Origin of the sequence: Protofrankia sp. CiT1 (assembly GCF_917627335.1) — a bacterium.
In the GTDB taxonomy this organism is placed as follows: domain Bacteria; phylum Actinomycetota; class Actinomycetes; order Frankiales; family Frankiaceae; genus Protofrankia.
This window is the reverse complement of the sequence record NZ_CAKJTP010000021.1, coordinates 6,781-31,215: the sequence shown is the minus strand read 5'-3', so window position 1 is coordinate 31,215 and position 24,435 is coordinate 6,781. Positions and strand designations below refer to the sequence as shown.

The following is a 24,435-nucleotide window of genomic DNA, read 5'->3' as shown; positions in this document are numbered from 1 at the left end:
GCCCGCCGGGGTTGGAACGTGTTTGCGAAGGAATGTTCGATCAGCGCCGGAGCGGACATCTCAAACACGTTCTCAGGAGCCGGTGGCAGGTCGGAACGGATTGAACTCGTTGGTGTAGAGGTCGGTGAGCGCGACGTCCTTCTTCAGCTCGCCGCGCCCCCGCAGAAAGTCGATCCAGCGGGTGAAGTCCGTGTCCTGGATGAGTCCGCCCTGCCCGGCCACCCCGTAGCTCTTCCAGAACTTGATCGCGGTTTTGTCCTCCTGGCGGCCCCGTTTGTCGATGATCTGCTCGAATCGGGCGACCACCTCCGCACGGGGTGTCGTCTTCGCCCATTCCAGCGCTCTGGCGACACCATCGACAAACTGCTTCGTGGTCCTGGGGTTCTTCGCGATGAAATCCTTCCGCAATACCACGGTGCCCGCGGAGAACGTCCCGTAGAGCGCGAAGTCGCTGAACAGCGGGTGGATCCCTCCTCGCTCCAGCGCCTTGTCCCGCAGAATTCCGCCGAGTGCGGCGACGTCGATCTGCCCGGCGCGCAGGGCCTGCTCGGTGTTGACCGGCGGAACCACGGTGGGAACGACCTGTTTGACCTCGTCGGCGCTGAGGCCCTGCTGCTTGAGGTAGGTGTCCAGGACGGCCTCAAGATGCGCGCCGAGCGTGTTCATGCCAATCTTCTTGCCGATCAGGTCCTTTGCGGAGGTGATCGGGCTTCCGTCACGCACGTAATAGCCGATGTAGGAGTCCTTGTCGACACCGTAGTAGCTGATCACTGCTTTGATCGGGGCGCCGGCGGCTACCAGCTTGATGACGGCACCGTTGAACGCACCGCCGAAGTCGGTGTCACCCGTGGCGGCGGCCTGGATGTCCTGCGGTCCGCTGATGGTGTTGCCGATCCACTTGAGTGTGATCGGGCCGAGGTAGCCGAGGTCCGCGGCAAGTTCGGCGGGGGTGACCTGGCCGACCGAGCCCTGGTAGCGCAGTTCGGTCTGCTCACTGCCCGCGCTCGCACCGCTGTTGCCACCGCCGCAGGCCGCTGCCGCCAGGGCCGTCACGGCCAGGAGCGAGGCGACGCCGACGGTCTTGGATTTCCAGCGGATGGTGCGGAACATGATGCGTCCTTCAGAAGAGGATGGGCGAATTGTCGGTACGGTTCAGTCAGCTCGACGGCACGGTCAGCCTGCGCGGTGGGGAATGCGGCGGACGGTGCGGGCCGGGTTGGTTTCCGGGTCGCCGATAGCACGGCGTGCCGCTGTAAGTCAGCTCGGCCGTGAGTCAGCTACCGCCAGGTTGGTGACGGCGACGCACGAAACAGTCGGCTTGCCGTATGCAGGTGCCGGTGGCTGTGGGACCTGGCGTGGCGTCAACACTGACGGGCACGCTGAACACAGCGTCAGCCGGTTACAGGTATGTCCACCATGAATGCCCGAGGACGGCAGGACTGGGTCAGGACCGACACAGATCGCTGGCGACGCGGACGTGGTCCACCGTCCGCCGGATCGAGAATCGCCTGACCTGCATATTGACGACTATGTCGGTCGGGAAGAAGGCTTGTCAAGCGGCTGGGCGATCTATATCACTGGCGACGCCTCGGCGGACTGCGGGCGCATCCTTGATCGGCACCATGGGTCGTCCGTCCGAGGGCACCGTGCACCAATTATTTTCACCGCTCCGCTAAACGTTGACTGGCTCCACAGGGGCACTGACCATGGCCCCATGGCCGCAATGGAGTGCTTGCCGTCCGGGCGCTCACTCCCCGCATGGGCGCGGGTGAGGTGCTGGCGGCCCGAGAGCGCGGACGAGGCTGGACGCCGTTGTCAGGCAACCTGCCTACCGTCTTGTCCCGTCACCACGCGGGGCTGTTAGCCGATCCCGTCCCCGCGGCTGTGCGCATCACCGGCTTCCGGGTGATGCCGCCGGGCCGCGGGCGAGAAGCAGCAGACGGCTCCGCCCGGGCGCCGTCGCGTCCAGACGCCGCATTTTCTTCCCTCCGGGCGCCGCTCGACCTGTTCGGCGCGGTGCCACCGGTCCACCTCGATCCTGGAGTACCTGACGATGACGCATGTCGTACACGAACTGGGGGTCGACGTCCGACCTCTCTCCGGTTACACCGGGGCTGAGATCCACGGCGTCGACCTGAGCCAGGATCTCGACGACCAGACCGTCGCTGAGATCCGCTCTGCCCTCCTGCGCTGGAAGGTCGTCTTCTTCCGCGGCCAGTCGATCGGCCACGCCGAGCAGATCGCCTTCGCGGCGAAGTTCGGTGAGCTCACACCCGCCCATCCCTATGAGGACGAGCCGCCGGCCGGCTTCCCGCAGATCCTGCCCATCGACAGCCGACGTTACGAGGCGAAGTTCGGCACGAGGAAGGTGACGTACGACAACGGCTGGCACACTGACGTCACGGCGCTGGTGAACCCGCCGGCCGGGTCCATCCTGCGTGCCGACATCGTCCCGCCGTACGGCGGTGACACCGCTTGGACCAACCTCGTCGCGGCCTATGAGGGCCTGCCGGCTCCACTGCGGAGCCTGGCCGACCAGCTGCGCGCCAAGCACAGCTTCGGCGGGAACCGCCGTCTGTTCGCCGCCGACTCGGCCTATGCGAGGAAGGTCGCAGCCGAACCACTGCTGGCGATCCACCCGGTGGTACGCGTCCATCCGGAGAGCGGGGAGCGTGCGCTGTTCGTCAGCCCGAGCTTCACCGCGGGCGAGAGCGAGATCATCGGATTTTCGTCCCGCCAGAGCCGCCGGCTGCTCGAACTGTTCTACGAGGAGGTGTCCCGGCCGGAGTACACGGTGAGGTTCCGGTGGCAGCCGGGAGACGTCGCGTTCTGGGACAACCGGGCCACCGCGCATCTCGGGCCGTCCGATCTCGGCCATCTCGACTTCGACCGGGTGCTGTACCGGGTCACCCTCGTCGGCGACATTCCTGTCGGCGTTGACGGGCAGCAATCCGAACTCGTCACCGGGCAGCCTTTTCTCGCGCACTGAGTACCTGAACGACTGGTCAACCCGAACGATCGATCAAGGAGAACAATGACCGTCATCGGTACTGATTTCGATGTCCGGAGGGTCGCTGGACGCATCGGCGCCGAGGTGCTCGGCGTGGACCTTCGCGACGATCTCGGCGACGAGACGATCGCTTTGCTCCGGGCGGCGTTGCTGGAGCACAAGGCACTGTTCTTCCGCGGCCAGACGCTTGCTGACGAGAGCCAGCAGCGTTTCGCCGCGCGTTTCGGCGAGCTCACCACGGCGCATCCGACCGTTCCCTCCCTGGACGGCAGCCCCAACGTGCTGCGGGTCGATTCGGCTGAGGGCCGGGCCAACAACTGGCACACCGATGTCACGTTCATCGTCAGTCCACCGTCCGCGAGCACGCTGCGCAGCATCGTGGTCCCGCCCTATGGTGGGGACACCCTCATCGCGAACTCCGCGGCCGCCTACCGGGACCTGCCCGTCGATCTGCGCGAACTCGCCGACCGGATCTGGGCGGAGCACACCAACGACTATGACTACGCGATACCGCCGGCGAATTCGGAGAAGACGAAGGCCTTTCGGGAGATATTCGTCTCCCGGAAGTACCGGACCGCTCACCCGGTGGTCCGCGTACATCCTGAAACGGGGGAGAGGGGCCTGTTCATCGGCGGTTTCGCGCAGCGTGTCGTCGGCCTGTCCACGACCGAGTCACGGGATATCCTCCGCCTGTTGCAGACCTATGTGACCCGGCCGGAGAACACCGTTCGCTGGCGGTGGGCACCAGGCGACCTCGCCTTCTTCGACAATCGGATCACCCAGCACTACGCGGTGGACGACTACGGCGACCTCCCACGTCTGTTGCATCGGGTGACCGTGGCCGGTGGTGTGCCGGTGGGGGTGGACGGCCGGCGTAGCTACGCGATTGACGGTGACGACGCCTCGCATTACACGCCGGTCGCGGTGTAATGAAGAGCGACCGGCAATAGGGGACGTGGCGTCGCGGGGCCAGGGCACGCACCTCGCGTCGTTGTCGTCGGCCCCGGTAGAACACCGCTACCGGGGCCTCCGCCTCGCGACGCGCGCACCCCAGCCCCACTTCTTGATCCACATCCCTATTGCCGGGCGCTCTCCTTCGTCGCTGTCCGATACTCATTGGCTGGGTGCGACTCTCTCAATCCGCCCCGTCACCGGTTCATTCCGATGGCGGGGCGGATTTTTCTGTTTTTCCACTGAGCTAGTTGACAATCTTCGTCGATCTGCTTACGGTCAGCGGTATGTGCGGGCACATCTTCCTGGTCGGTCGCGCCCACATCGACCTGCGTCGAGTGGCGAGCGCGCTCTGTTCGTCGGCCTGACCGGGTCACGCCATCTGGCGTGACCAATTGTCGACATTCACGAAAACTGTCGCCCGTACCGGATGTCTCCACGCCGCATTCCGCCGGTTTCACGACCACGGGCGGAGTGAGGAGTGCGCCCCGACGTCCGCCCGCGGTGCGGCCCGTGACCGCAGCGCCGTGGCTCCGCGCTACCGCGGTGTATGGAGGGCATTCCGTGCCGGTGCACATACAGAGCCAGGTTCCGTCGTGGCCCACCACCGCGGGTCACCCCGGCACCACTGGTTCCGCCGCGGCTGTCCTGCGCGCCGTGCTCGACCACGGGCCGGTGGCCCGTACCCTCATCGGCCGGGCGACCGGGCTGAGCCCGGCGGCCGTGTCGAGGCAGACCGCGGATATGATCTCGCTCGGGCTGCTGCGGGAGGCGCCGGTGCCTACCGACCCACCTCGCGCAGGCCGGCCCTTCGTTCCCCTGGACATCGACACCCGACACCACATCGCCTGCGGTGTGCACATCGCGGTGCCCTTCATCACCTTCAGCCTGGTGGACCTGCGCGGCCGGGTACTGGCCGAGGAGAACATGCCCCACCACGGCGCGCCCGGCGAGGTGCTCCGCCAGATCGGCGAGCACGTCCCCCGTTTCACCGCGCGCCATTGCCGGGGAAGCCGCCCCGTCGGCCTGGGCGTGGTCACCGGCGGCCGGGTGGATCCGCAGCGCGGTGTCATCCTTGAGCACAGCCTGCTGGGCTGGCGCGACGTGTCGGTGCGTCAGGTACTCGCCGCGGCGACGAGCCTGCCGGTCTACGTGGACGGCCACGCCCGCGCACTCGCCCAGGCTGAGATCCTGTTCGGGGATCCACGGGCCCGACGCAGCCTGGTGCACCTGTTCGTCGGCAACGTCGTCGATGCGGCGATTGCCACTGGCGGCACAGTGCACCACGGCCGGCATTGCGGCGCCGGGGATGTAGCCCACCTGCAGTTGATGGATGTGCCGGTGACCTGCCCCTGTGGCCGCTCCGGCTGCCTGCAGGCAGCGATCTCGGAACAGACCCTGGTGGACCGGGCCATCCGGGCCGGATTGATCCAAAGCCCGGATATAGCGAGCCTGGTGGAGGTGGCCCGGCGCGGTGACCCCGGGGTGCTGGCGCTCGTGCGCGATCGTCTTCGCATCGTCGGCCGTGTGGTGGCCATGCTCCTGGACATGATTGACCCCGAGGTGCTCGTGCTCACCGAATGCACTACGATCTTCCTGCCGGAGCTGCTGGCCGACCTGTACGAAGAGATCGCGGCGCACTCGCGGTTGCGCGACAGCCCTGAGCTCACGGTGCTTCCAAGCAGCTTCGGCCCGCAGGCTCTCGCCGTCGCGGCGGGCGCGGCGGTGCTCGATGCCGTCCATCGCAGCCCACGAAGCCTAAGAACGCCCGGCAATAGGGGTGCGGATCAAGGAGCGGGGCTGGGGCACGCATCTCGCGTCGTTGTCGACGGTCGCAGCCCAACACCAGGGTGACTCTCTCCGCCGCCTCGCGATGCACGCACCCCAGCCCCACTCCTTGATCCACTTCTCTATTGCCGGGGGCTCTAATTTTCGGTGATAGTGGGACTACAAGAAATCAATTGTGAGAAATCAATTGTGATGAGCGACGAGACCTGGTCATGTGAAACCCGCCAGATGCACGCGGGTGCCCAGCCGGACTGGTGAGCGCGGGTCTCCACGGGGCAGGCCCGCCCCCAGGGGCGTAGCCGGCCGCGGCGCCGTTACCTGCGGTCATGCACCCTTGAGGGCGGCGAACCGCTGTCTGGGTTTGTGCCGGTCAGGGCTGTCGGTAGAGATCGTCGAGGCCGACCAGGATGATGTCGGTGTCCTCCTCGGCGAGTCTCCGGAGTTCCGCGCTGAATCCGGCGCCGCTGTAGCAGGTGAGTTTCGCGGTCTGGGCGCCGAGGCGTCCTTGCCCGACGAGCAGGGCGCGGATCCGGCGGAGCCGGGCGAGATGGCCCACACTCATGGTTTCGCCCCACTTCGCCTCGCCGATCGCGATCAGGGGCGTCCGGTTGTCATCGTCGAGACCGAAAGCGACGACGTCCAGTTCGTGGCTGGCCTTGTTGGCCGGGTCGTTGACGGTGCCCGCGCCGACACGGTTGGGGTAGTCGCCGAAGCGCTCGGCCGGTGCCAGATGCCGGGTCCAGTGGCGGCAGATGTGTTCGAAGTGCGGGCCCAGGACATTGCCGACGAACCTGCGTTGGCTGCGTTGGCTGCGTTGCCATAGTCCGGTGGCGTCGCGGGTGTGTTCAAGGTCGGACCAGATCGGGCGCATCACCGCGTGGTAGAAGGCCAGGAGTGGCTCGGCGATCCGGAAGTTGGTCCGGTTGTTCCTGAAGACATCGGGTTCACGTGTGATCATTCCGCAGTCCTCGAGGACGGTCAGCGGATGGGCGAGGTCACCGGATTTGCGGCCCAGGTAGGAGGCGATGCCGCCGCGGTTGTTGTTACCGGCCGCGATCGCCGCGAGCACCGAGTGGTACAGACCGATGTCGTGCAGGTCCGGTTCGTCGGCGAGTAGATACCGGGCCTCGCGGAACAGCGGGCTGGTGGGGGAGAGCACAGTGCGGGTGACCCAGGGGTCGAAGTCGTCGGGGCCCGCGGGCGTGTCGTCGCGGGCGAATTCTCGGCGGTAGGCCGGGGTGCCGCCGACGATCGCGTTGACCTTGAGGGCGGTGACCGGGTCGTCGATTTTCCAGAATTCGGCGGCGAGGCGGTGGTCGAGGGTCGGTACGACGAGCTCGAGGCCGGCGCGTCCGCGCAGTGGCGCGTTGCCCCCGAGCAGCCGGCCCATGAAGGACATGGCTGATCCGCACAGCAGGAGGCGGGTGCGGCTGCTGTCCCGTTCCGCGCGCAGTGGGGCGAGTGCGTTCTGGATGACGGACGGCAGGCCCGGATTGGCCTTGGCCAGGTATGGGAACTCGTCGATGACGACGGGGACGCAGCGATCGCGGCCGAGTGCGAGTAGGGCGTCGACGACCGAGTGCCAGGTGTCGAAGACCAGCGGGGCCGGGGTGCCGAGGTGGTCGGCGAGGCCGGCGCCGATCCGGCGGAGCGATTCGCCGTCGGTGGCTTCGTCGGCGGCGAAGTAGAAGCCGCCGGTCGCCTGGCACAGCGCCCGCAGGAGGAAGGTCTTGCCCTGGCGGCGGCGTCCGGACACGATACCGAGCGTGGCTCCGTCGCCCGGATCGGTGGCGAACGCGGCGAGCGCGGTCCACTCGTACTCCCGGTCGAACATGTCGCCCGGCCTGCGCGGCAGCTGCACCGCAGTGATCCCCCGTCCGCGCGCCTTGCAGAACTCGACCTATGATAACTGCACTTGTCGTAGGTGATGAGGTGGTGGAGGTTGTCGCCGGCGAGGAGGGCGATGGCCAGATGGATGGCGTCCAGCGAGCGGAGAACCGCTGGGGGCAAAGCGAGCGCGAGGTCGAGGACCGTCGCCGTCACCGACACGGCGGGGATGGTGCTGTCGCCGATCTCGATACGGTCCGACCGGCGGACGGCACGGGTCGCGACGTCCGCCGGGCCGATCGCGGTCAGGGCCCGTGCGGCTTCGACGGTGGTCAGCGCGGACGTGAGAAACTCGCGGTCGGGGTGTGCGTCGAGATTGTTTGACCAGCGTGTCCGTTTCCGTCTCACGGCGGAGGAGCTTGACGACCGCACTGGTATCCAGATAGATCACTAACGCTCGTCCTCGCGCATTTCGCGCAGAACGTCCGTGGCGGTCCTGCCCGCCGGGACCGAGGGTAGGCCTTGTGCGGCGCTCGCCACGGCCGTGGCCGTGGCGTAGCCCGCCGGAGGAGGTTCAGGGATGAGGCCGTCCCGTACCCAGCGGGCGACCAGGCGTTGGGTACGGGCGATAGGGATGATCTCTGCGATCGGTTCCCCGCCGCGCGTCACCACCAGCCGCTCGCCGTGCTCGACGCGGTCGAGCACGCTCGCCGCGTGACGACTGAGATCGCGAGCGTTGATCGATGCCTGCCCAACTGTCATGCCTGACATGATCGACTTCCGTCAGGCGCAGCGTCAAGCGTCAACTGGCCGGGGTAGTCCACGAGCGCGATGTCGGTGTATATTCGCACGTATGTTCGGTTGCATTGTGAGGCGACTACGATCCCGCGGTACTCGCGTCCACTACGCTGGCGGCGTGGCGCAGCCGGGCATCGAGGAGCAGGCAGAGCTCGTCGCGCTGCTTCGAGAGCGACCGCGCGGGCTCAACTGGCTCCAGCTCGCCGGTGTTGTCCTGGAGAACGGGAGCGTCGCGGCGGCGCGGGCACAGCTCGTCGCTGAAAGCCTCTTCGGCGACGACGACCACGCCACACTGCTCGACGAAGCGCGGGGCGAGGTCCGTGCCTGGCATGCAGCCGGGCTGGAGTTCCTCTCGATCGTCGATGAGTGCTATCCGGCCCGCGTCCGCGACATCCACGAGGCTCCCCCGTTTCTGTTTGCCCGCGGCCGCCTGCTTGCCGACGACAAGGCCGTCTCCGTCGTGGGTTCGCGCGAGGCGTCGGAGCGGGGCCTCCAGATGGCCAGGTCCATCGCCGACGCACTGGTTTCGATGGAGCTCACCGTGGTTGCCGGTCTCGCGGCGGGGATCGACACCGCTGCCCACGAGACCACCATTGCCAGCGGTGGACGCACCGTGGCCGTCATCGGTACTGGGATCAACAGGTGCTACCCAGCCGGCAACCGCGGACTTCAGGAGCGCATCGCGGAGACGGGGCTGGTGCTGTCACAGTTCTGGCCAGATGCGCCGCCTCAGCAGCACAACTTTCCGATGCGTAACGCGGTGATGTCCGGCTACGGCATCACCACGATCGTCGTTGAGGCGGGGGAGCGTAGCGGCGCCCGCATTCAGGCCCGGATGGCGGTGCATCACGGCCGGCCCGTGATTCTGACCGATCTCGTCGTCAACAGCACCCAGTGGGGCAGGGAACTCGTCGGTCATCCCGACGTCTACGTCGCATCGTCGATCGCCGAGGTGAGAGCCGTGGTCGAAGAGCTTGCCGAACGTCCGAGCCGACTGGAAGCGGTTCTCAGTCAGATCACTGTCTGATGGTCACCCGCTCGCCCGCTCTTGACACACTCCGCGACCTCGTTGGCAGAACGGGAAGCTTGTTCCTCCGCAATGCGCGATGGGTACCCGGAGTTACTTGCAGCACCTGCGCAGGTATCCCAAACCCGGGCTTCCCCACCTGCTATAGGTGTGCCGAGCGAGTAGGTAGCGTCGGGCTGGCAGATCACCTCGGATTCGTCACCTACGCGTGGCCGAGGGCGCAGTCGGGGCAGACGATGCACGCCTACAAGCGCGGCGGTGCCACGAGCTATCAGCTAGTTGCGTCTCTTCTGACCTACGCCGTGGTCGCGCACTGGAACTGCATCGCGGACCGCGGCGGCACGCACCCGGACGCCTGGGCCTACGTCCCGTCGCTGTCTGGCCGACAGGGCCTGCATCCGCTCGCACGGATTGCTTCACAGTTCATGGGTCGAGTCCCACATGTGCCCGTGCACGTGAGCGAGACGGTCGGTGATAAACGGTCGTTCAATCCAGCGCACTTCGTCCTGTCTCCCAGCGGCGCCGGCTCTCGCCATGTCCTCCTGCTCGAGGACACCTGGGTCGGCGGAGGGCGTTTGCAGTCGGCGTCCGCCGTACTCAAGGCTGCGGGTGTCGATCAGGTCACCGGGCTCTCGGTGGCGCGATGGCTTGATCCCGGCAGAGAACCGACGAAGCTTTTCATCGAAGGTCTCAAGGAGAACTTCGATCCCGACGTATGCCCGTACACGGGCGCGCACTGCTGACGATTCGAGGGCTCCCAGGGCCGGATGAGACGCTGTTGCCAGGAGCCTCTGGCCCTCGTGGTGTCCTCCCGCTTCCACCTGGCTCTGACCGGTGGTGCGCTGGTGAGCGTCCTTCCGCTGACCGCTCGGGAGCGGCCTGGCTGGGTCCATCGGGTCCGGATCGACATCTCCGGGAAGCCCACCAGCTGGGCCATCACTGAACAGGTCCGTACTGTCTCGGCCAACCGGCTCACCGGTCGCGGTCCGCTCTACCGGCTGGACGTCGAGCAGATAGCCGAGGTACGCACCGTGCTGGCCCAGATGATCGACTTCTGAACCGGGCTTTCAGAACGTGACCCTTCATGGAGGCGGTGATCGGCGTTTGTTTGTTGTCAGGTACGGTTTTCGGCCGGATAGGCGTACCTGACGACAAACTCGCGCCGATCTTGTCGACGAACGGCAGCCGCCCTCAGCGCAGCTGCTCCTGCCAGTCGGCGGGTACCCGGCCGGCCGGGCCGGGCGTCGGTTGGCCCAGTGGGTGATGCTCGGGCGGCGCCAGCGGCGGCCCGTCGTAGTACTGCTGGGTCTGATAGTCCCAGAACCAGGTCTCGCCTGGCTCGAAGCTGCGGATCAACCGATGTCCGGTCGTGGTCGCGTGCGCGCTCGCGTGCTGGGAGGGGGAGGAGTCGCAGCAGCCGATGTGACCACAGCCGGCGCAGCGGCGCAGATGGAACCACCACCCGGGGCCGTTACCGGCGGTGCATTCGGCGCAGCCCGTCCCGCTCGGTGGCGCAGCCGGGTCGATCGTGCTCACCTCAGCCATCTGGCTGGCTCCCTTCGGTCATGTGCCTCGCCCGGTCATGTGCCTCACTCGGTCATACGGCCGGTTCATCGGCCGGTTCGGCAGGCAGCCGGACCCGGAACCGGGTGTCACCGGGCACCGACTCCACCGACAGGTCACCGTGGTGTTTGGTGACCACGATGCGCCAGGAGATGTCCAGGCCAAGACCGGTGCCTGCACCCACCGGTTTGGTGGTGAAGAACGGTTCGAAGATCCGGTCGCGGATCTCCGGTGCCACGCCCGGCCCGGTGTCGGCGATCTCGACGACCACGTGGTCGACGCCCAGGTGGTCCTGGCTGGGTGCCGTGCGCACGGTCAACGTGCCGACGCCGTCCATGGCGGCGACCGCGTTGTCGATCAGATTCGTCCAGACCTGGTTGAGCTCGGCGGCATAGGCGGGGATCTTCGGTAGGGCCCGGTCGTACTCCCTGACAACGGTGACGCCATCGCCGATCTTGCCGGCGAGCATCACCAGGGTGCTGTCCAGCAGCTCGTGGACGTCGACCCGCTGGTACGGCGCACGGTCCAGCTGGGAGTACTGCTTGGCGGCGGCCACCAGGGTGGAAATTCGGGCCGTGGAGTCCTCGATCTCGTTCATGAGCAGCTCGGTTTCGACCGTGTAGTTCAGCCAGCGGACGGCACCCTCACGTATCGCGTCGGGGACGCTGCCCGCGACCTGCTCCAACCAGGGCAGGTCCAGACCAGCCTGGACGAAGGTCGGGGCGAGATCCCATCCGCCGGCGATACCGTGATCGTCGAGCCAGTCGGTGACCGCGTCCTCCCGGTCGCCGGCCTCCAGCGGAGTCAGCACGGGTGCCTTCGCGACCCGCTCCACCGCCTCCTCCTGCAGCCGGATCAGGATTCCCAGGGTGGCCCGGTCGTACGGGCCCGAGGCGATCAGAGCGAGTTTGTGCCGCATCCCGGCGACCCGTTCCCGCAACGCCGAGGCCGCCCGTACCGCGGCGGCGGCCGGGTTGTTCAGCTCGTGGGTGAGCCCGGCGGACAGCGAGCCCAGCGCCAGCAGCCGCTCCCGCTGACCGATCGCCTGCTGGGTGGTCCGCATGCCGAGGAACAACCCCTCCAGCATGTGTACGGCCATCGGGAACCACTCCCGCATCAGCCGCGCCAGCGCGTCCGCCGGGAGCACGAAGAAGCGCGACGGCTCACTGACCCGCAGCGAGGCGGTGTAGACCTGCGGGACGCGGTCGCCCAGGTAGGCCTGAAAGGCACCCGCGTACACACCGCGCTGGGACGTGCGGCTGATCTCCACGTCGTCGGCGCCGACCCGCCGCGACAGCACCAGCGCTCCCTCGATGAGCACATAGAAGCAGCTGGCAGGCTCGCCTTCGGCGTACACCGGTCCTGATTCGATGAGCTCGACACGTCCGTCCGCGCACAGCCGGGCCAACTGGTCCTCGGTGAGTTTCTCGAACAGGAACAGCGTGCGGAGCTCGTCTGGGCCGCACGCCGCTGACGGGGCGCTCCGCGCCGGGCCGGTCATCGCTTGTCCAGATACCGGTGGACCAGGGTGACGGCCATGGCACCCTCACCGACCGCGGACGCGACCCGCTTCACCGACTCGGCCCGCGCGTCCCCGGCCACGAAGACGCCCGGAACGCTGGTCTCGAGGTGGTACGGATCCCGGTCCAGGGACCATCCGCGCGGCCGTTGGCCGTCGACCACGAGGTCAGGGCCGGCAATGACGAATCCGCGGCCATCACGGACGATCACACCGTCCAGCCAGTCGGTGCGCGGTGCCGCCCCGATGAAGATGAACAGCCACTGCGCGTCGACCGTCTCCGTGGCACCGGTCGTGTTGTCCCGGATCGTCAGCTGCTCCAGGTGTTGCGTGCCGTGGCCGGCGAGCACCTCGGTACAGGTCCGTACCGAGATCGTCGGGATGCCGGCGATCTGCTCGATGAGGTAGTGGGACATGGACGCTTCCAGCGACGGGCCGCGGACCAGCATGACCACCGAGCGGGCATGCCGGGCGAAGTACACCGCGGCCTGCCCGGCGGAGTTCGCCCCACCGACGATGTAGATATCCTGTCCCGCGCAGCCGGACGCCTCGGTCAGCGCGGAGCCGTAGAAGACGCCGCGCCCGGTCAGCGGCTCCAGGCCGGGAGCCGCCAGCTGCTGGTAGGACACGCCGGTCGCCAGGATGACGGTGTGGGCGTCGATCTGTCCTCCGTCGGCGAAGCGCACGGTCCGCCCCGAGCCGTTGACCTCCAGGCCGACGACGTCACGGGCGGTGAGTATCTCGGCGCCGAATTTGGCCGCCTGTCGGCGGGCGCGGTCGGTGAGCTGTGCCCCGGACACGCCGTCGGGGAAGCCGAGGTAGTTCTCGATCCGTGAGCTCTGGCCGGCCTGACCACCGGTTGCGGTCCGTTCGACCAGCACGGTCCGCAGCCCTTCGGACGCGCCGTACACGGCCGCGCCCAGGCCTGCCGGGCCCCCGCCGATGACGATCATGTCGTAGAAGCCGGCGGCGGGCGCGGTGCTGAGGCCGACCCGGCTGGCGAGCTGCGAGTCGGTGGGCTCCACCAGTGCCTCGCCGTTTTCGGTGATCACGACGGGGAGGGTTGTGCCGTCCGTTCCGGCCGCGGCCAGCAGGCGCTCGCCTTCCGGTTCGTCGGCGAGGTACCACCGGTAGGGCACCTGGTTGCGGGCGAGGAAGTCCCGGACGTCGTGCGATCGCGCTGACCAGCGGTGGCCGATGACCTTGGTCTCTGGTACGGGCCGGTGGTCTGTGGTGTGCCAGGCGTCGAGCAGGGCGTCCACGACCGGGTAGAGCTTCTCCTCGGGCGGGTCCCACGGCTTGAGCAGGTAGTGGTCCAGGTCGACGACGTTGATGGCGTCGATCGCGGCATCGGTGTCGGCGTACGCGGTCAGCAGCACCCGCCGAGCTGTGGGGAACAGGTCCATCGCCTGTTCAAGGAATTCGATGCCGTTCATCCGTGGCATGCGGTAGTCGGCCAGGATCACCGCGACATGATCACCGCGCAGCTTGAGCTCACGCATCGCGTCCAGCGCCTGTTCGCCCGAATCGGCTCGGATGATCCGGTGGTTCTCGCCGTACCGCCGTCGCAGGTCCCGGCTGACCGCGCGGGAGACGCTCTGGTCATCGTCTACGGTGATCAGTGCCGTACGTACGGCAGACCGGGGCGCCGTCATGGATAGCCAGTCAAGCACGGATAGCCTGTCCCTGGCACGTCGTCAGAGCATGGCCGCCCGTCGATGACGTGCTCTGGTAACCGGGCCCGCGCCCCTGGCGAAGTACGCTCCAGCAATGGAGCAGCGTGTTAGTTTGATTACATTGGGTGTTGTTGACGTGCGGCGCGCTCGGGCGTTTTACGAGCGGCTGGGCTGGCAGGGCCAGGAGGTCGAAGAGACCGTGTTCTTTCAGGCCGGCGGCATCGCGTTCGTCCTCTGGGGCCGCGACAAACTCGCGCGCGACTGCGGTATTATGGACGGGCCGGCAGGTGGCTTCAGCGGCGTCGCCCTCGCGCACAATGTTCGGTCCGAGGCGGAGGTCGACGATGTCGTCGCGATGGCGGAGCGGGCAGGGGCCACGGTCACCCGTCCGCCGGCCAAGACGTTTTATGGCGGATATGCGGGAGTTTTCACCGACCTCGACGGCCACGCCTGGGAGATTGCGTACAACCCGGGCTTCCCGCTCGCGGCGGACGGCTCGATCACCGTCCCCGACTTCCCCGCCGGATGACCGGTCGGGGTGTCGTCGTATGCGCCGTGCGGTGTGGCTGGCCGGTTCGGCAGATCGCAAGATCGTAGGTCGGCAGATCGAAAGGTTATGGTTCGGCAGATCGAAAGATCGACATTCGGTGGATCGAAGGGGCGCTGCTATGATCGCTGCGTGCGCAGGGCGGCTGACTATGTACCCAGACGAGCCGTAGAGCTGATCATGGAGGTGTTGTCCGACACGCGGGTCGTGGTCGTCAACGGTGCCCGCCAGGTCGGTAAGAGCACCTGGCCGAGGTTGTGCTGCGGGCGCGGGCCGACGGGGTGGCACGGTTTCTCGATGATCCGGCGACCCGGGCCGCCGCTACCGAGGACCCGGTCCTGTTCATTCGCCACGACGGCCTGATGCTCAAGCGCGACCGGCAATAGGGGACGCGGCGTCGCGGGACTGGGGCACGCGCCTCGCGTCATCGCTCCCCGTCCATCGCTGCGCGAGGCACGGGTACCCCGGCTCGTCAGTCGCCACCCCCAACCGGGTCTGTCAACTTAACGGCTCTGCCACCACCGAAATCTTGGCAGAGCCGTTATTTCTACAGGCCCGGCCCCCGGCGCAGACAGGACAGATGTGTGGTCCGAAGCCACACCCAGGACCGCCGCGGGAGCCACGTCAGAACCAGCCATCGGGGCAGCTCCACCGCACCCCCCGCGGCCCCAACCGGGGGGACGACCCTAAGCCCGACCAAAACCGCCCACAGATGACTATCTGTGTCCAGATGAGTCTCCTTAGTGTCCGTTCTCAGCCTTCTTCGTGACGTCTGCATGAGCCGATCAGGCACACGGGGACTTCAAGGTGTCCTTCCGTGACTTCTAGCTCCCGTCACGTGACAATTCTCGCCAGTGCGGCCACCATGGCGAGGCACCTCTGTTCGTCCTCCGCCGTCAAGCTGAGAGAACGCGCCCATGACACCGCCGCCTGTGAATACCGCCCGCACGCTGCTTGCTCGGCTCGTCCATGAGCGGCATTGGACCGTCCAGGACTTCCTGCGCGAGTACACGGCCGCAGCCCAGGCGATCAAGGTGAAGGCGGATGAGGTGGGAGAGCGTCAGGCCAAGCGCTGGATGGCGGGGTCACTCAAGACCCACCCGTACCCGTCAGCCTGCCTGATACTGGAAACGATCTTTCAGCGGCCGGTTGATGATCTGTTCGCACCGCCCACCCGGGTGTCCCGCGACTCATCCGCAGGTGTCCCCGCCCTTCCGACGTCGGGCGCATCCCTACCGCAGACCGACGCCCTTGCTGCCTACTCTGGTAGGGAGAGGAGCCACCGCGGCTCATCTCCCGATATGGCAGCACCGGAAGGGCTGAGTCTCATGGCCGCTGACGACACCGCTCGTTTCTTCGCGCACGCGCAGGCAGCCGACGCCGGCCCAGAGGCCGTGACGCTGCTCTACAACGAGGTGCGCCGTATCGCACGCGCATACCCTGCCGGCGGCGGTCCAGCCCTCCTGCCAGACCTCAGCGCCACACAGCGCTTCGCCTTCCGCTATCTCGACGGCCCGACCCAACCCGATCAAGCACGCGATCTCTACTTTCTCACGGGTGTCATTTGCGGCCTGCTTGCCCATGCCAGCCTTGATCTCGGTCAGATCGATGCGGCCATGACCCAGACCCGCACCGCGCTTCTTTGCGCCGACCGTGCGGGACACCCTGGCCTACGGGTCTGGCTCCGCAACGAGCAGTGCTCCATCACACGATGGGCTGGATGGCACCACGAGTCTCTCCGGTACGTCCAGCTCGCATCAGCCGACGCAGCCGTCACGAGCGGCACATCAGCGATCGGGCGCGCGCTACGAGAGGCCCGTGCCCAAGCCGCCATCGGCAACGCCGAGGAGGCACAGGCCGCGCTGGCCGCCGCCGCCCGCGCTGGCGAGCTAACACAGCCCGACGAGCTGGACGAGATGGGAGGCCAAGTCACGCTGTCCATGCCTGACAGCCTCTTCGTCACAGCCGACGCCCTGTCACTCCTACCCGATGCCACCGCAGCCGAACAGGCCGCGATGACCGCCGTCACTGCATTCAGCGAGACGCCCGCCGGTGCAGCCAAACTCGGCAACTCCGCAGGCGCCCGCATTGACCTGAGCCTTGCCCGTGCCCGCCAAGGTGACGCAGACGGAGCCCACGAGGCCCTCCGGCCGGTACTCGACATCCCACCGCAGTACCGGCTATTCGGAATCGTTAGCAACGTGCAACGGGTACAGACAGCTCTCAGTGAGGCACGCCACCACGGCTCACCCATCGCTCGTGACACCGCAGCCGAGATCGAAGCATTCGCGCAGATCCGCGCACTCCCGAGATAGCGGCAATAGCCCAGCCTTCACCGCATGACTGAACTACCCTTTGCCGACCGCTGTAATTTTCTATCAGGCACGAACTGATATCAGTGTTCACGGCGAAAAGAGCAAGGAGAGACGATGCCCCCTGCCCCCGCAACCATCACAAGTGTCGTTATGCAACCGACACCCCTGTGTAATCTTGACTGCTCTTACTGCTATCTTCCCGCCCGTCGCTCCCGCCAACTCATGGCCCCGTCAGTCGCCCGAGCTGTCGCGACAGGAATCGAAATCTTCAACAGCCTCCAAAACCTCCAGCAAACGGAAGTCATCTGGCATGGCGGCGAGCCGCTAACCGCCGGAATTCAACATTTCACACACCTAATGGATTGCTTTCCGGCTTCGAGCGAACACGTTATCCAGACGAACGCGACGCTCATCGACAGGCAGTGGGCAGACCTATTCGAACAGCGGAATATCCACATTGGGATCAGTATCGACGGTGACCGAGCCGCGAGCGCGCAACGTCGGGACTACGCCGGCCGTGAGGCATTCGATCGCATCGTTGCCGGTGTCGAAGTTCTTCGGGATCGAGGACTATCGTTCGACATGATCGCGGTGATCTCAGACCCCAGTCCGCAACGCGCCGAAGAACTCTACGCCTTTTCGCTCTCGCTGGGAGCCAGCTCCCTGGCTATCAACATCGAGGAACGCGAAGGCGTCAACATCCGGAACCATCACTTCACCGATCACGCAATCGCCGACTTCTGGACAGCACTGTGGGAAGCGTGGAAATCCGACCCAAAAATTCCCGTGCGCGAGTTTGAGCGCATCAGAGCGTACACCCTGACCCCAGGTCAGGACAGCGAGTCTCCCCTCACCGACCCGTTTCCGACCGTCGCATGGGACGGAAACGTGACGCTCTACTCTCCCGAGCTTTCCGGCTACTCCTCGCCTCACTACGGCGGCTTCTCCTGCGGGAACGTGCTGAAACACCCACTCCACCACATCATCTTAAGTGGTTGGCGATCGAGTTGGGTTCTCGACTACGCCCGCGGAGTCGAGGAGTGTCGCGAATCGTGTCGACTCTTTGACTTCTGCCGCGGAGGTCACGCCGCAAATCGATACTTTGAACACGGCCGCCTGGACAGCACGGAGACAAGCTACTGCCGAAATAGCAAGATCCTACTGATGGAGGCAGTCGGCGGATCCATCCGCGAATTCGTCGAGGACTGGCCGAGCCCTCCCGAGCAGGGAGCATCTTCCCAAAAGTTCGACAACCGCCCGAGCTGGGACAATTGGGGTAAAAAAGCGACAAAATTCGACAACAGCCCGAGCTGGGACAACTGGAACAAGAAGGGGAAGAAGAAGTAGATTCAGCTCCCACCCCTTATTCAATCGAAAGTCCGATGTCTTCCGCGAGAATCACACCGGCTTCGCTAGCTTGGTGCAGGCCGATTCTAGCGCCGCGCATCGTGGCAAGGCCATGCATACCATGGATCTCGGCATCCCGAAGGTCGCACTGTACGGCAGACGTCGCGTCGAAACGTACGCCGGCTAGCTTGCAGCCGCGGAAGATAAACTTGTCCATGCGTCCGCCGAACTCGGCATCCCGGAAAGTGCATCCCTCGAACAGCACCAAACCCGAGCTATTTTCTGTCACCCATGAGCAGTAGTCCAGTCGACAGTCAGTGAACGCGACATCTTCGACGCGCTCAAATTGAGCCGACCAGCCCACCGCTCGACATCCCGCGAACTCGACCCTGCGCATGCCAGCGCCAGTCCAGGAAGAGTTAGAGAGGTCCACACCCTCAAATCGAACATCGGTGCAGCTAAGGGGCCCGAGGCTGGCATCCGAAAGTTCACTTCCCGACAGAATGGAGCGAGAAATACTTCCTTCGCCACGGACGCCAGACTGCTCGCCTGTCAGCCGAAGACCATCTAGATCAAATTGGCCCCTCAAGCCAGTTGAAGCGTCTTCTAGCTCGTCAACCTCTATCGATGGCCGCCGCATCTGCCGCCGCTCGCCCACATCCCTGAAGTCCACGGACGTCAGCATAGAGGCAGTGCGGGTAGGCATCCGGAAGGTGTCAGATCATGATCTTGGCCCGTTTTGTGATCGCCGTCGCTAACGTTCTTTTCGTCTTTCAAGCCGGTCGATGCTGTCGACCACCACCACGTCATACCGGCCCGCCTGTACCAGCCCCAGCGCCGCCCACCAGGCCCGCAGCCTCGACCCGAACTCACGCACTGCACCCCCAGCCGACCAGCCCCGCGCCACACACGCCGAGCTGAAGACCTCCCGCTGTTCGGCGCCGTCCCCGGGACCGGTGTGCCGCGTGCAGCTCAGCGCCCGCACCACGCCGCCGGCCATCACCGGCCCCCGTCCCGACGGTGCCGACCACCCGGGAACCCGGAGACCTGAGCCCGGTACCACAGGGCAGCCATCGTGCCCGCCAGCGTCAGCGAGTCCCACCACTTGCCCGCCACATCCAGCGGCGCGTTCGGGCCCACCATCACCTGCACCCCGCCGGGGCTACCTGACCGACTCTTGGGGACCCATGGGATGAGATACCCAAAGATCATCAGGAGTCGTGCCTCTAAGCAATAACCTCGGCCTCGTGTGTCGCACCCCGACAGCCCCACAGTTCCAGTCGCTCTTCGTGACCGGCAGCCCGCCGTCTCACCGTCCCTGGGGAGGCCTCGAACCTTTGGGGACACCTACACACTGCGGCCCCAACCCCCCATCCCGACATGCGAGCATTGTTACATACAGTCATAGCTACTTTGACGAAATCTTGCTACGGAGGTCCCATTCTGGACCATATGGATGTCTGTGGATCGGTTCCTTCCATTCGTTTTCTTTCATTTTTTTCACATCATCTTCCGCGATAGAGGGTACGAAAAACGCGGATTCGTCCTCGGCCAGATGGAATGTCGATGTGCTGCCCGTCAGCGCCGGAGTTGCGACTAGCGCACCGACGGCAAGGAGCGTCGCGATCAGCAACATCAAAACTGGCTTGACGGTAAACATGGAAGCTGTCTTCATAGATACTCCTTCTGAGCTGCCAGCTTAACCAATATCAAGCTGGAACGGGTTTATGTTCGAAGGATAGGTAGTGCGTGCGTAGCCGGTCAACTTTTACGGTGTGCCGGTACATTTGCGCAGCTCACACAGGTGTTTGGCCGGGCGTTGTCCAGTACGGCCGCTATGGTCTTGATTGGCACATGAGATTTATTGGTGTATTGGATTAATTTTTTTGTGGAGTCGGGCCGGGCGGTCATGCGCCCGATGCTCGGCCGGCGCCGGTACCGAAGGCCATCGCATATCACCAAATATCACCGAGCGTCGGAAAATCTTGATGATGTGCCGGTGTTGCGGGGTGATCATCGTCCCGAGTGGGGGCGACGAGGCGGTGCTGGTCGAGTGCGCGCGGACGGTGGTCGCCCTGGGATCTCCGCCCTGGGATCTCCGCCTCGGGCCGGCCTACGGGCCCTGGTTCGCGCTGCGGTGGCGATCCGAGCGAATCAAGGTAACCATTAGTGCTTGATAGAAGACTCAGGGTAGTGCTTGGTTCGGGCGGTTTCCTTCCTGCGTCGCCGGGCATCGGGAGCATCCGTGGTCGATCGGTAGACCGCGTCGAAGGACGGCGCGCTGTGCCCGGGAGCGGGAGCGGAGGCGGAAACGGAAACGGAGACGGCGGAGGTTTCGGTCGGGACAGGCCGCGGATCCGAGGCCGCGGGTGGGCGGTCCGGCAGCGCGGCGGGAGTGTGGCGATCCGCGGTGGTGCTGGCCAGCGCCCTCATCGTGGCGCTGGCCAGCTGGGATCTTAATGACTTCGGCGGCGCCTATACCAGGAGCGTCGTCTCGCGGAGCGCCTTCGTCGCGGTGTCGCTCCTGGCCGCTGCCCTGTGCGCCTATGCCGGCCGCTGTCACCGCGGCCAGGAGCGGCTCGGCTGGGCGCTGCTCGCCGCCGCGGTCGCCTCGTTGAGCGTCGCCCAGGTCGTCGCGTTCGTCTCGCTGGTGGTCACGGACTCGTCCCCGCCGCTTCCGGTGGACATCGGCGAGCTGGCCGCGGTCCCGTTCGTGTTGGCCGCGGTGATCGTTCTTGCGAACGGTTTCCTGGGGGCGGTCGAACGTGCCCGTGTCGCCATCGATGGAGTGATCATTGCGTTGGCGGTGCTGCTGTTGACCTGGGAACGGTTTCTCAAGCCCATTTACCGCCCCCACACGATCGCCGGCATGGAGCGACACATCACCGTCGTCCACATCATCGGCCACGTCGTCATTATCGGCGCGGTGGTGGCGCTGGGGTTTCGCGGCCGGCCGGGCGGCCGGCTTCCTCTGGTGCTGGTCGCCGCGGGAGTGCTGGCGCAGGCCACGGGCGAGGTCGGCGACCACTATCTCGAGGCGACCGGTCGCAACAGCACAGGAACAGCCTTGGACGCGGTCGGGATCAGCGGCTATCTACTGATCGCTTTCGCGGCTGTCGCGGCGCTCACGACCACCCTGCCGAAACAGCACACACCCACCCCCGCCCGGCTGGGCCGCGCGCGGCTGGTGGTCGAGATCCTGCCGTACCCACTTGCGCTAGCGGCATTGAGCTGGGGAATTGTCAACGGGTTCCGCGACGCGGGCGGGACCTATGTGCCGTTGCTCGCGGCTCTCGGCGTCGCTCTGCTCGGGCTCGTCACCGCGCGGGCGGTCCTGACCATCCTCGCCAACGCCAGTCTCACCCGCGGGCTCGGGCGGCAGCGAAACGCGCTGGAGCGGTTGACCCGTCAACAGGAGCTGATCCTCAACTCGGCCGGGGACGGCATCTATGGCGTGGGCGTCGACGGCCGCGTCACCTTCGTCAATGACGCGGCCGTGCGCCTGTTGGGCAGCACAGCGGACGCGGTTGTCGGTCAGCCCCATGAACTGATCGTGACGGCCCCGGCCGCCGCCGGCCGGTCAGCTGATGGCCGGGTCGCGTCGTCTGTGGCGCGGCCCTCGGAGGACAGGCAGGGTGCGTCGGTTGAGATCCACTACTGCCGGGCCGACGGCACGACCTTTCCCGCTGAGCACACGGTGACTTCGATCATGGATGATGGGGTTGTCGCCGGCGCGGTGGTGGTGTTCCGAGACGTGACCGAGCGACGGGTAGTCGAGCGAATGCGTAACGAGTTCATCTCCGTCGTCAGCCACGAGCTCCGAACCCCGCTGACGTCGATCCGCGGTGCGCTCGGCCTGCTGGCCGGCGGGGTGCTCGGCGGTCTTCCGCAGCGGGCACAGCGGATGACCGACGTCGCTGTGGACAGTACCGACCGGCTGATTCGCCTGATCAACGATATCCTCGACGTCGAACGGATGTCCGCTGGCAGGCTTGTGCTGCAGCGGCGTACCTGCGAGGCCGCCGACCTGCTCGCCGCCGCCGTCACCGAACTGGCGGCGTTCGCCGACGAAGCAGGGGTGATCCTGCGCACCGACGTGACCAGTGGCGCGGTGTGGGCGGACCCGGACCGGATCAACCAGACGTTGACGAACCTCATCGGCAACGCCGTGAAGTTCTCCGCCCGCGGCGGCACCGTGACGATCAGCAGTATGCCGCGGGACCGCGGCCAGTTGTTCCGCGTCCGCGACGAAGGCCGCGGGATTCCGGCGGACGCGCTGGAGAAGGTGTTCGGCAGGTTCGAGCAGATCGACGCCTCCGATTCCCGGCAGAAGGGCGGCACCGGGCTGGGGCTGGCGATCTGCCGGGGAATCGTGGAACAGCACGGCGGCTGTATCTGGGCGGAAAGCGAGCCGGGGCGCGGGGCGACCTTCTCATTCCAGCTACCGGCGGTTCACCCGATGGCGCACAGCCGTGAGCCACGGTCGGTACTGATCTGTGACGACGATACGGCTTTGCTGGAGGTCCTGCGCACGGTACTGGTAGATCAGGGCTACCGCGTCGTGTCGGCCAGCTCGGGGCGTGAGGCACTGGAGCGGGCGACAGCCGACCCGCCGAACGTGATCGTTCTGGACCTGCTCATGCCGGGACTGAACGGCTGGGAGACCGCGGTCGAGCTGAAACGACGGCCGCGGACCGCGGATGTCCCGATTGTCATCCTGTCCGGGCTCACCCCGGACGACAGCAACGCTGTTCCCGCCGCCGACGAGTGGATACCCAAGCCGTTGGGTCTTGGCGAACTGGTCACGGCTCTCGAGCGAGTCCTCGACGGGCAGCCGCACCCACGTCGCGTCCTCGTGGTGGAGGACGACGAGGGGCTCGGCCAGGTCCTCATCGAGAGGTTCGCCGGCAGCGGCCTGGCGGCCGTCCTCGCGGTGACCGGGGAGGAGGCCGTGGAGCTCAGCCAGCGTCTGCTGCCGCAACTGATAGTCCTCGACCTCGACCTGCCCGAGCTGGACGGCTTCGGCGTGGTCGACCGGCTGCGCCGGGACGACCGTCTCCGTGGTGTGCCGGTCGTCGTCTATACGGCGCTGGACCTGAGTGACGATGAGCGACGCCGGTTGATGCTCGGCGAAACCCATTTCATGACCAAGAGCCGCACCAAGCCGGAGGAGTTCGAGCAACGCGTTGTCGAACTGCTCAACCGGATCACCGATACCCAGCCCGCCGTCGGGGAGGGCATCGGCCGGCAGGCCGATGATCGGCAGGAGGGCTGACGGCGGCTGGCGGCGGCGCGATCCGTTCGCCGCCGCGCGGCCAGCGGCCCCAGGTTTCCGCATGCATGGAGGGACGGGTCTACGAGATGAGCGGGGAGGACCGTGAGCGTTCATCACATCCTGGTCGTGGACGACGACGAGGCGATCCGCGAGGTGGCCCAGATGAGCCTGGAGATGGTCGGCGGCTGGGAGGTGAGTACGGCGAGCGGCGGGCAGGAGGCGCTGGTCATGGCGGCGGCACGATGTCCCGACGCGATCCTGCTCGACGTGATGATGCCGGGGATGGACGGTCCGACGGCGCTGGCGCGGCTGCGGGCACAGGAGCTGACCCGGATGATCCCGGTCGTCTTCCTCACGGCGAAGGTCCAGAGCAGCGAGCGGCAGCGCTGGGCCGCTCAGGACGTCGCCGGCGTGCTGACCAAACCGTTCGACCCGATGAACCTGGCGGACCAGGTGGCCGCCTGCCTGGCGTGGACCGACTGAGCGCGCCTCCCCGGCATGCGGACGTCTCCCGCGCGGTGCGGGCGGTCTGGGAGCGCGCCGGGCCCGCGCTGCTCGCCCGGATCGACGTGTTGGACGATGCGGTCGCCGCGCTGCTGGAGGGCCGCCTCGACGAGGCGGCCCGGGAACGCGCCGCACGCGAGGCGCACAAACTCGCTGGATCAGCTGGTACCTTCGGTTTCGGTCACGCCTCCGATCTTGCCCGGGACCTCGAGCGCATGTTGGCCGCGGACGGGCCGCGGGACCACGCGGCGCTGTTGCGAGGATGCGGCCTGCTCGAGGGGATACGGC

The 24,435-nt window shown here is 66.4% G+C and carries 24 protein-coding genes and 1 pseudogene; 14 read left to right on the top strand and 11 right to left on the bottom strand.

Translation table 11 applies throughout. The features are described 5' to 3' along the window. Positions 1 to 72: 72 nt before the first annotated feature. Positions 73 to 1,110: an ABC transporter substrate-binding protein gene (locus tag MJ785_RS06085; protein WP_239380162.1), complete on the bottom strand. Its 1,038-nt coding sequence runs from the start codon at positions 1,108 to 1,110 to the stop codon at positions 73 to 75. 943 nt (positions 1,111 to 2,053) lie between these two features. Here MJ785_RS06085 and MJ785_RS06080 point away from each other — a divergent pair. The 4 genes from MJ785_RS06080 to MJ785_RS06065 all read left to right on the top strand — a co-directional run bounded on the left by MJ785_RS06080 (position 2,054) and on the right by MJ785_RS06065 (position 5,815). Continuing rightward, positions 2,054 to 2,989, top strand: a complete 936-nt coding sequence (locus MJ785_RS06080) for a TauD/TfdA family dioxygenase (protein WP_239308007.1) — start codon at positions 2,054 to 2,056, stop codon at positions 2,987 to 2,989. A 45-nt stretch (positions 2,990 to 3,034) separates the two neighbouring features. Next, a complete protein-coding gene (locus MJ785_RS06075) occupies positions 3,035 to 3,940 on the top strand; it encodes a TauD/TfdA family dioxygenase (RefSeq protein WP_239308006.1) in 906 nt (301 codons plus the stop codon). 308 nt (positions 3,941 to 4,248) lie between these two features. Beyond that, on the top strand, positions 4,249 to 4,329 hold the full coding sequence (locus MJ785_RS22150) for a putative leader peptide (RefSeq protein ID WP_370651398.1): 81 nt from the start codon (positions 4,249 to 4,251) through the stop codon (positions 4,327 to 4,329). A 196-nt stretch (positions 4,330 to 4,525) separates the two neighbouring features. Next, the gene (locus MJ785_RS06065; RefSeq protein ID WP_370651394.1) at positions 4,526 to 5,815 is read left to right on the top strand and encodes an ROK family transcriptional regulator; all 1,290 of its coding nucleotides are present in this window, start codon (positions 4,526 to 4,528) and stop codon (positions 5,813 to 5,815) included. Positions 5,816 to 6,119: 304 nt separating this feature from the next. Here the strand turns inward: MJ785_RS06065 and MJ785_RS06060 are convergent, their stop codons facing one another. From MJ785_RS06060 to MJ785_RS06050, 3 genes and pseudogenes are all read right to left on the bottom strand, one after another. After that, a complete protein-coding gene (locus tag MJ785_RS06060; protein ID WP_370651397.1) occupies positions 6,120 to 7,583 on the bottom strand; it encodes an ATP-binding protein in 1,464 nt (487 codons plus the stop codon). A gap of 140 nt (positions 7,584 to 7,723) precedes the next feature. Then, positions 7,724 to 7,984 (bottom strand): annotated as a pseudogene (locus MJ785_RS22145) (hypothetical protein); the annotation flags it as partial. 42 nt (positions 7,985 to 8,026) lie between these two features. After that, entirely contained in the window at positions 8,027 to 8,347 is a 321-nt protein-coding gene (locus MJ785_RS06050) for a type II toxin-antitoxin system Phd/YefM family antitoxin (protein WP_239380160.1), read from the bottom strand. Positions 8,348 to 8,444: 97 nt separating this feature from the next. On the opposite strand from MJ785_RS06050, the gene MJ785_RS06045 reads away from it, so the two are divergent. The 3 genes from MJ785_RS06045 to MJ785_RS06035 all read left to right on the top strand — a co-directional run bounded on the left by MJ785_RS06045 (position 8,445) and on the right by MJ785_RS06035 (position 10,459). Continuing rightward, complete coding sequence (locus MJ785_RS06045; protein WP_239308001.1) at positions 8,445 to 9,401, top strand: DNA-processing protein DprA; 957 nt, start codon at positions 8,445 to 8,447, stop codon at positions 9,399 to 9,401. A gap of 236 nt (positions 9,402 to 9,637) precedes the next feature. Beyond that, the gene (locus MJ785_RS06040) at positions 9,638 to 10,144 is read left to right on the top strand and encodes a hypothetical protein (RefSeq protein WP_239380159.1); all 507 of its coding nucleotides are present in this window, start codon (positions 9,638 to 9,640) and stop codon (positions 10,142 to 10,144) included. Positions 10,145 to 10,168: 24 nt separating this feature from the next. Then, the gene (locus tag MJ785_RS06035) at positions 10,169 to 10,459 is read left to right on the top strand and encodes a type II toxin-antitoxin system PemK/MazF family toxin (RefSeq protein ID WP_255727595.1); all 291 of its coding nucleotides are present in this window, start codon (positions 10,169 to 10,171) and stop codon (positions 10,457 to 10,459) included. A 133-nt stretch (positions 10,460 to 10,592) separates the two neighbouring features. Here the strand turns inward: MJ785_RS06035 and MJ785_RS21915 are convergent, their stop codons facing one another. From MJ785_RS21915 to MJ785_RS06020, 3 genes are read right to left on the bottom strand one after another with little or no spacing between them, the layout of a single operon-like run. Then, positions 10,593 to 10,946 carry a UBP-type zinc finger domain-containing protein gene (locus MJ785_RS21915; protein ID WP_255720424.1) on the bottom strand — a complete coding sequence of 118 codons (354 nt, stop codon included), beginning with the start codon at positions 10,944 to 10,946 and terminating at the stop codon, positions 10,593 to 10,595. Positions 10,947 to 10,998: 52 nt separating this feature from the next. Next, positions 10,999 to 12,465: a sensor histidine kinase gene (locus MJ785_RS06025; RefSeq protein WP_239380157.1), complete on the bottom strand. Its 1,467-nt coding sequence runs from the start codon at positions 12,463 to 12,465 to the stop codon at positions 10,999 to 11,001. After that, complete coding sequence (locus MJ785_RS06020; RefSeq protein WP_239308021.1) at positions 12,462 to 14,138, bottom strand: FAD-dependent oxidoreductase; 1,677 nt, start codon at positions 14,136 to 14,138, stop codon at positions 12,462 to 12,464. Before MJ785_RS06020 ends, MJ785_RS06025 begins: the two co-directional genes overlap by 4 nt. Positions 14,139 to 14,253: 115 nt before the next feature. Between MJ785_RS06020 and MJ785_RS06015 the strand changes: the two genes are divergently transcribed. The 4 genes from MJ785_RS06015 to amcB all read left to right on the top strand — a co-directional run bounded on the left by MJ785_RS06015 (position 14,254) and on the right by amcB (position 18,368). Next, on the top strand, positions 14,254 to 14,688 hold the full coding sequence (locus tag MJ785_RS06015) for a VOC family protein (RefSeq protein WP_370652876.1): 435 nt from the start codon (positions 14,254 to 14,256) through the stop codon (positions 14,686 to 14,688). A gap of 275 nt (positions 14,689 to 14,963) precedes the next feature. Next, complete coding sequence (locus tag MJ785_RS21910) at positions 14,964 to 15,092, top strand: hypothetical protein (RefSeq protein WP_255727594.1); 129 nt, start codon at positions 14,964 to 14,966, stop codon at positions 15,090 to 15,092. 531 nt (positions 15,093 to 15,623) lie between these two features. After that, the gene (locus MJ785_RS06010; RefSeq protein WP_239307997.1) at positions 15,624 to 17,021 is read left to right on the top strand and encodes a hypothetical protein; all 1,398 of its coding nucleotides are present in this window, start codon (positions 15,624 to 15,626) and stop codon (positions 17,019 to 17,021) included. Between the two features lie 114 nt (positions 17,022 to 17,135). Further along, the gene (gene amcB, locus MJ785_RS06005) at positions 17,136 to 18,368 is read left to right on the top strand and encodes a cyclophane-forming radical SAM peptide maturase AmcB (RefSeq protein ID WP_305039906.1); all 1,233 of its coding nucleotides are present in this window, start codon (positions 17,136 to 17,138) and stop codon (positions 18,366 to 18,368) included. Between the two features lie 16 nt (positions 18,369 to 18,384). On the opposite strand, the gene MJ785_RS21905 is transcribed toward amcB, so the two are convergent. The 4 genes from MJ785_RS21905 to MJ785_RS05985 all read right to left on the bottom strand — a co-directional run bounded on the left by MJ785_RS21905 (position 18,385) and on the right by MJ785_RS05985 (position 20,043). Further along, the gene (locus MJ785_RS21905) at positions 18,385 to 19,008 is read right to left on the bottom strand and encodes a pentapeptide repeat-containing protein (protein WP_255724334.1); all 624 of its coding nucleotides are present in this window, start codon (positions 19,006 to 19,008) and stop codon (positions 18,385 to 18,387) included. Between the two features lie 114 nt (positions 19,009 to 19,122). Continuing rightward, positions 19,123 to 19,368 (bottom strand): hypothetical protein, encoded by a 246-nt coding sequence (locus MJ785_RS05995; protein WP_239347927.1) that lies wholly within the window; start codon positions 19,366 to 19,368, stop codon positions 19,123 to 19,125. Further along, positions 19,368 to 19,520 (bottom strand): hypothetical protein, encoded by a 153-nt coding sequence (locus tag MJ785_RS05990; protein WP_239307993.1) that lies wholly within the window; start codon positions 19,518 to 19,520, stop codon positions 19,368 to 19,370. The genes MJ785_RS05995 and MJ785_RS05990 overlap by 1 nt, the downstream gene beginning before the upstream one ends. Before the next feature lie 256 nt (positions 19,521 to 19,776). Then, entirely contained in the window at positions 19,777 to 20,043 is a 267-nt protein-coding gene (locus tag MJ785_RS05985) for a hypothetical protein (RefSeq protein WP_239307992.1), read from the bottom strand. A 738-nt stretch (positions 20,044 to 20,781) separates the two neighbouring features. Between MJ785_RS05985 and MJ785_RS05980 the strand changes: the two genes are divergently transcribed. The 3 genes from MJ785_RS05980 to MJ785_RS05970 form a co-directional block, all read left to right on the top strand. Beyond that, positions 20,782 to 23,643 carry a response regulator gene (locus MJ785_RS05980; RefSeq protein WP_239380155.1) on the top strand — a complete coding sequence of 954 codons (2,862 nt, stop codon included), beginning with the start codon at positions 20,782 to 20,784 and terminating at the stop codon, positions 23,641 to 23,643. Positions 23,644 to 23,745: 102 nt separating this feature from the next. Next, positions 23,746 to 24,126 carry a response regulator gene (locus MJ785_RS05975; RefSeq protein ID WP_239307990.1) on the top strand — a complete coding sequence of 127 codons (381 nt, stop codon included), beginning with the start codon at positions 23,746 to 23,748 and terminating at the stop codon, positions 24,124 to 24,126. Next, a partial coding sequence (locus MJ785_RS05970) for an Hpt domain-containing protein (RefSeq protein ID WP_239380154.1) occupies positions 24,114 to 24,435 on the top strand: 322 nt, incomplete at its 3' end. The genes MJ785_RS05975 and MJ785_RS05970, both read left to right, overlap by 13 nt.

Bases quoted from the DNA above. Each gene is read 5' to 3' on its own strand.
- MJ785_RS06085 (WP_239380162.1), bottom strand. From the start codon at position 1,110: ATGTTCCGCACCATCCGCTGGAAATCCAAGACCGTCGGCGTCGCCTCG.
- MJ785_RS06080 (WP_239308007.1), top strand. From the start codon at position 2,054: ATGACGCATGTCGTACACGAACTGGGGGTCGACGTCCGACCTCTCTCC.
- MJ785_RS06075 (WP_239308006.1), top strand. From the start codon at position 3,035: ATGACCGTCATCGGTACTGATTTCGATGTCCGGAGGGTCGCTGGACGC.
- MJ785_RS22150 (WP_370651398.1), top strand. From the start codon at position 4,249: ATGTGCGGGCACATCTTCCTGGTCGGTCGCGCCCACATCGACCTGCGT.
- MJ785_RS06060 (WP_370651397.1), bottom strand. From the start codon at position 7,583: ATGTTCGACCGGGAGTACGAGTGGACCGCGCTCGCCGCGTTCGCCACC.
- MJ785_RS06050 (WP_239380160.1), bottom strand. From the start codon at position 8,347: ATGTCAGGCATGACAGTTGGGCAGGCATCGATCAACGCTCGCGATCTC.
- MJ785_RS06040 (WP_239380159.1), top strand. From the start codon at position 9,638: ATGCACGCCTACAAGCGCGGCGGTGCCACGAGCTATCAGCTAGTTGCG.
- MJ785_RS06035 (WP_255727595.1), top strand. From the start codon at position 10,169: ATGAGACGCTGTTGCCAGGAGCCTCTGGCCCTCGTGGTGTCCTCCCGC.
- MJ785_RS21915 (WP_255720424.1), bottom strand. From the start codon at position 10,946: ATGGCTGAGGTGAGCACGATCGACCCGGCTGCGCCACCGAGCGGGACG.
- MJ785_RS06025 (WP_239380157.1), bottom strand. From the start codon at position 12,465: ATGACCGGCCCGGCGCGGAGCGCCCCGTCAGCGGCGTGCGGCCCAGAC.
- MJ785_RS06020 (WP_239308021.1), bottom strand. From the start codon at position 14,138: ATGACGGCGCCCCGGTCTGCCGTACGTACGGCACTGATCACCGTAGAC.
- MJ785_RS06015 (WP_370652876.1), top strand. From the start codon at position 14,254: ATGGAGCAGCGTGTTAGTTTGATTACATTGGGTGTTGTTGACGTGCGG.
- MJ785_RS06010 (WP_239307997.1), top strand. From the start codon at position 15,624: ATGACACCGCCGCCTGTGAATACCGCCCGCACGCTGCTTGCTCGGCTC.
- amcB (WP_305039906.1), top strand. From the start codon at position 17,136: ATGCCCCCTGCCCCCGCAACCATCACAAGTGTCGTTATGCAACCGACA.
- MJ785_RS21905 (WP_255724334.1), bottom strand. From the start codon at position 19,008: ATGCGGCGGCCATCGATAGAGGTTGACGAGCTAGAAGACGCTTCAACT.
- MJ785_RS05995 (WP_239347927.1), bottom strand. From the start codon at position 19,368: ATGGCCGGCGGCGTGGTGCGGGCGCTGAGCTGCACGCGGCACACCGGT.
- MJ785_RS05985 (WP_239307992.1), bottom strand. From the start codon at position 20,043: ATGAAGACAGCTTCCATGTTTACCGTCAAGCCAGTTTTGATGTTGCTG.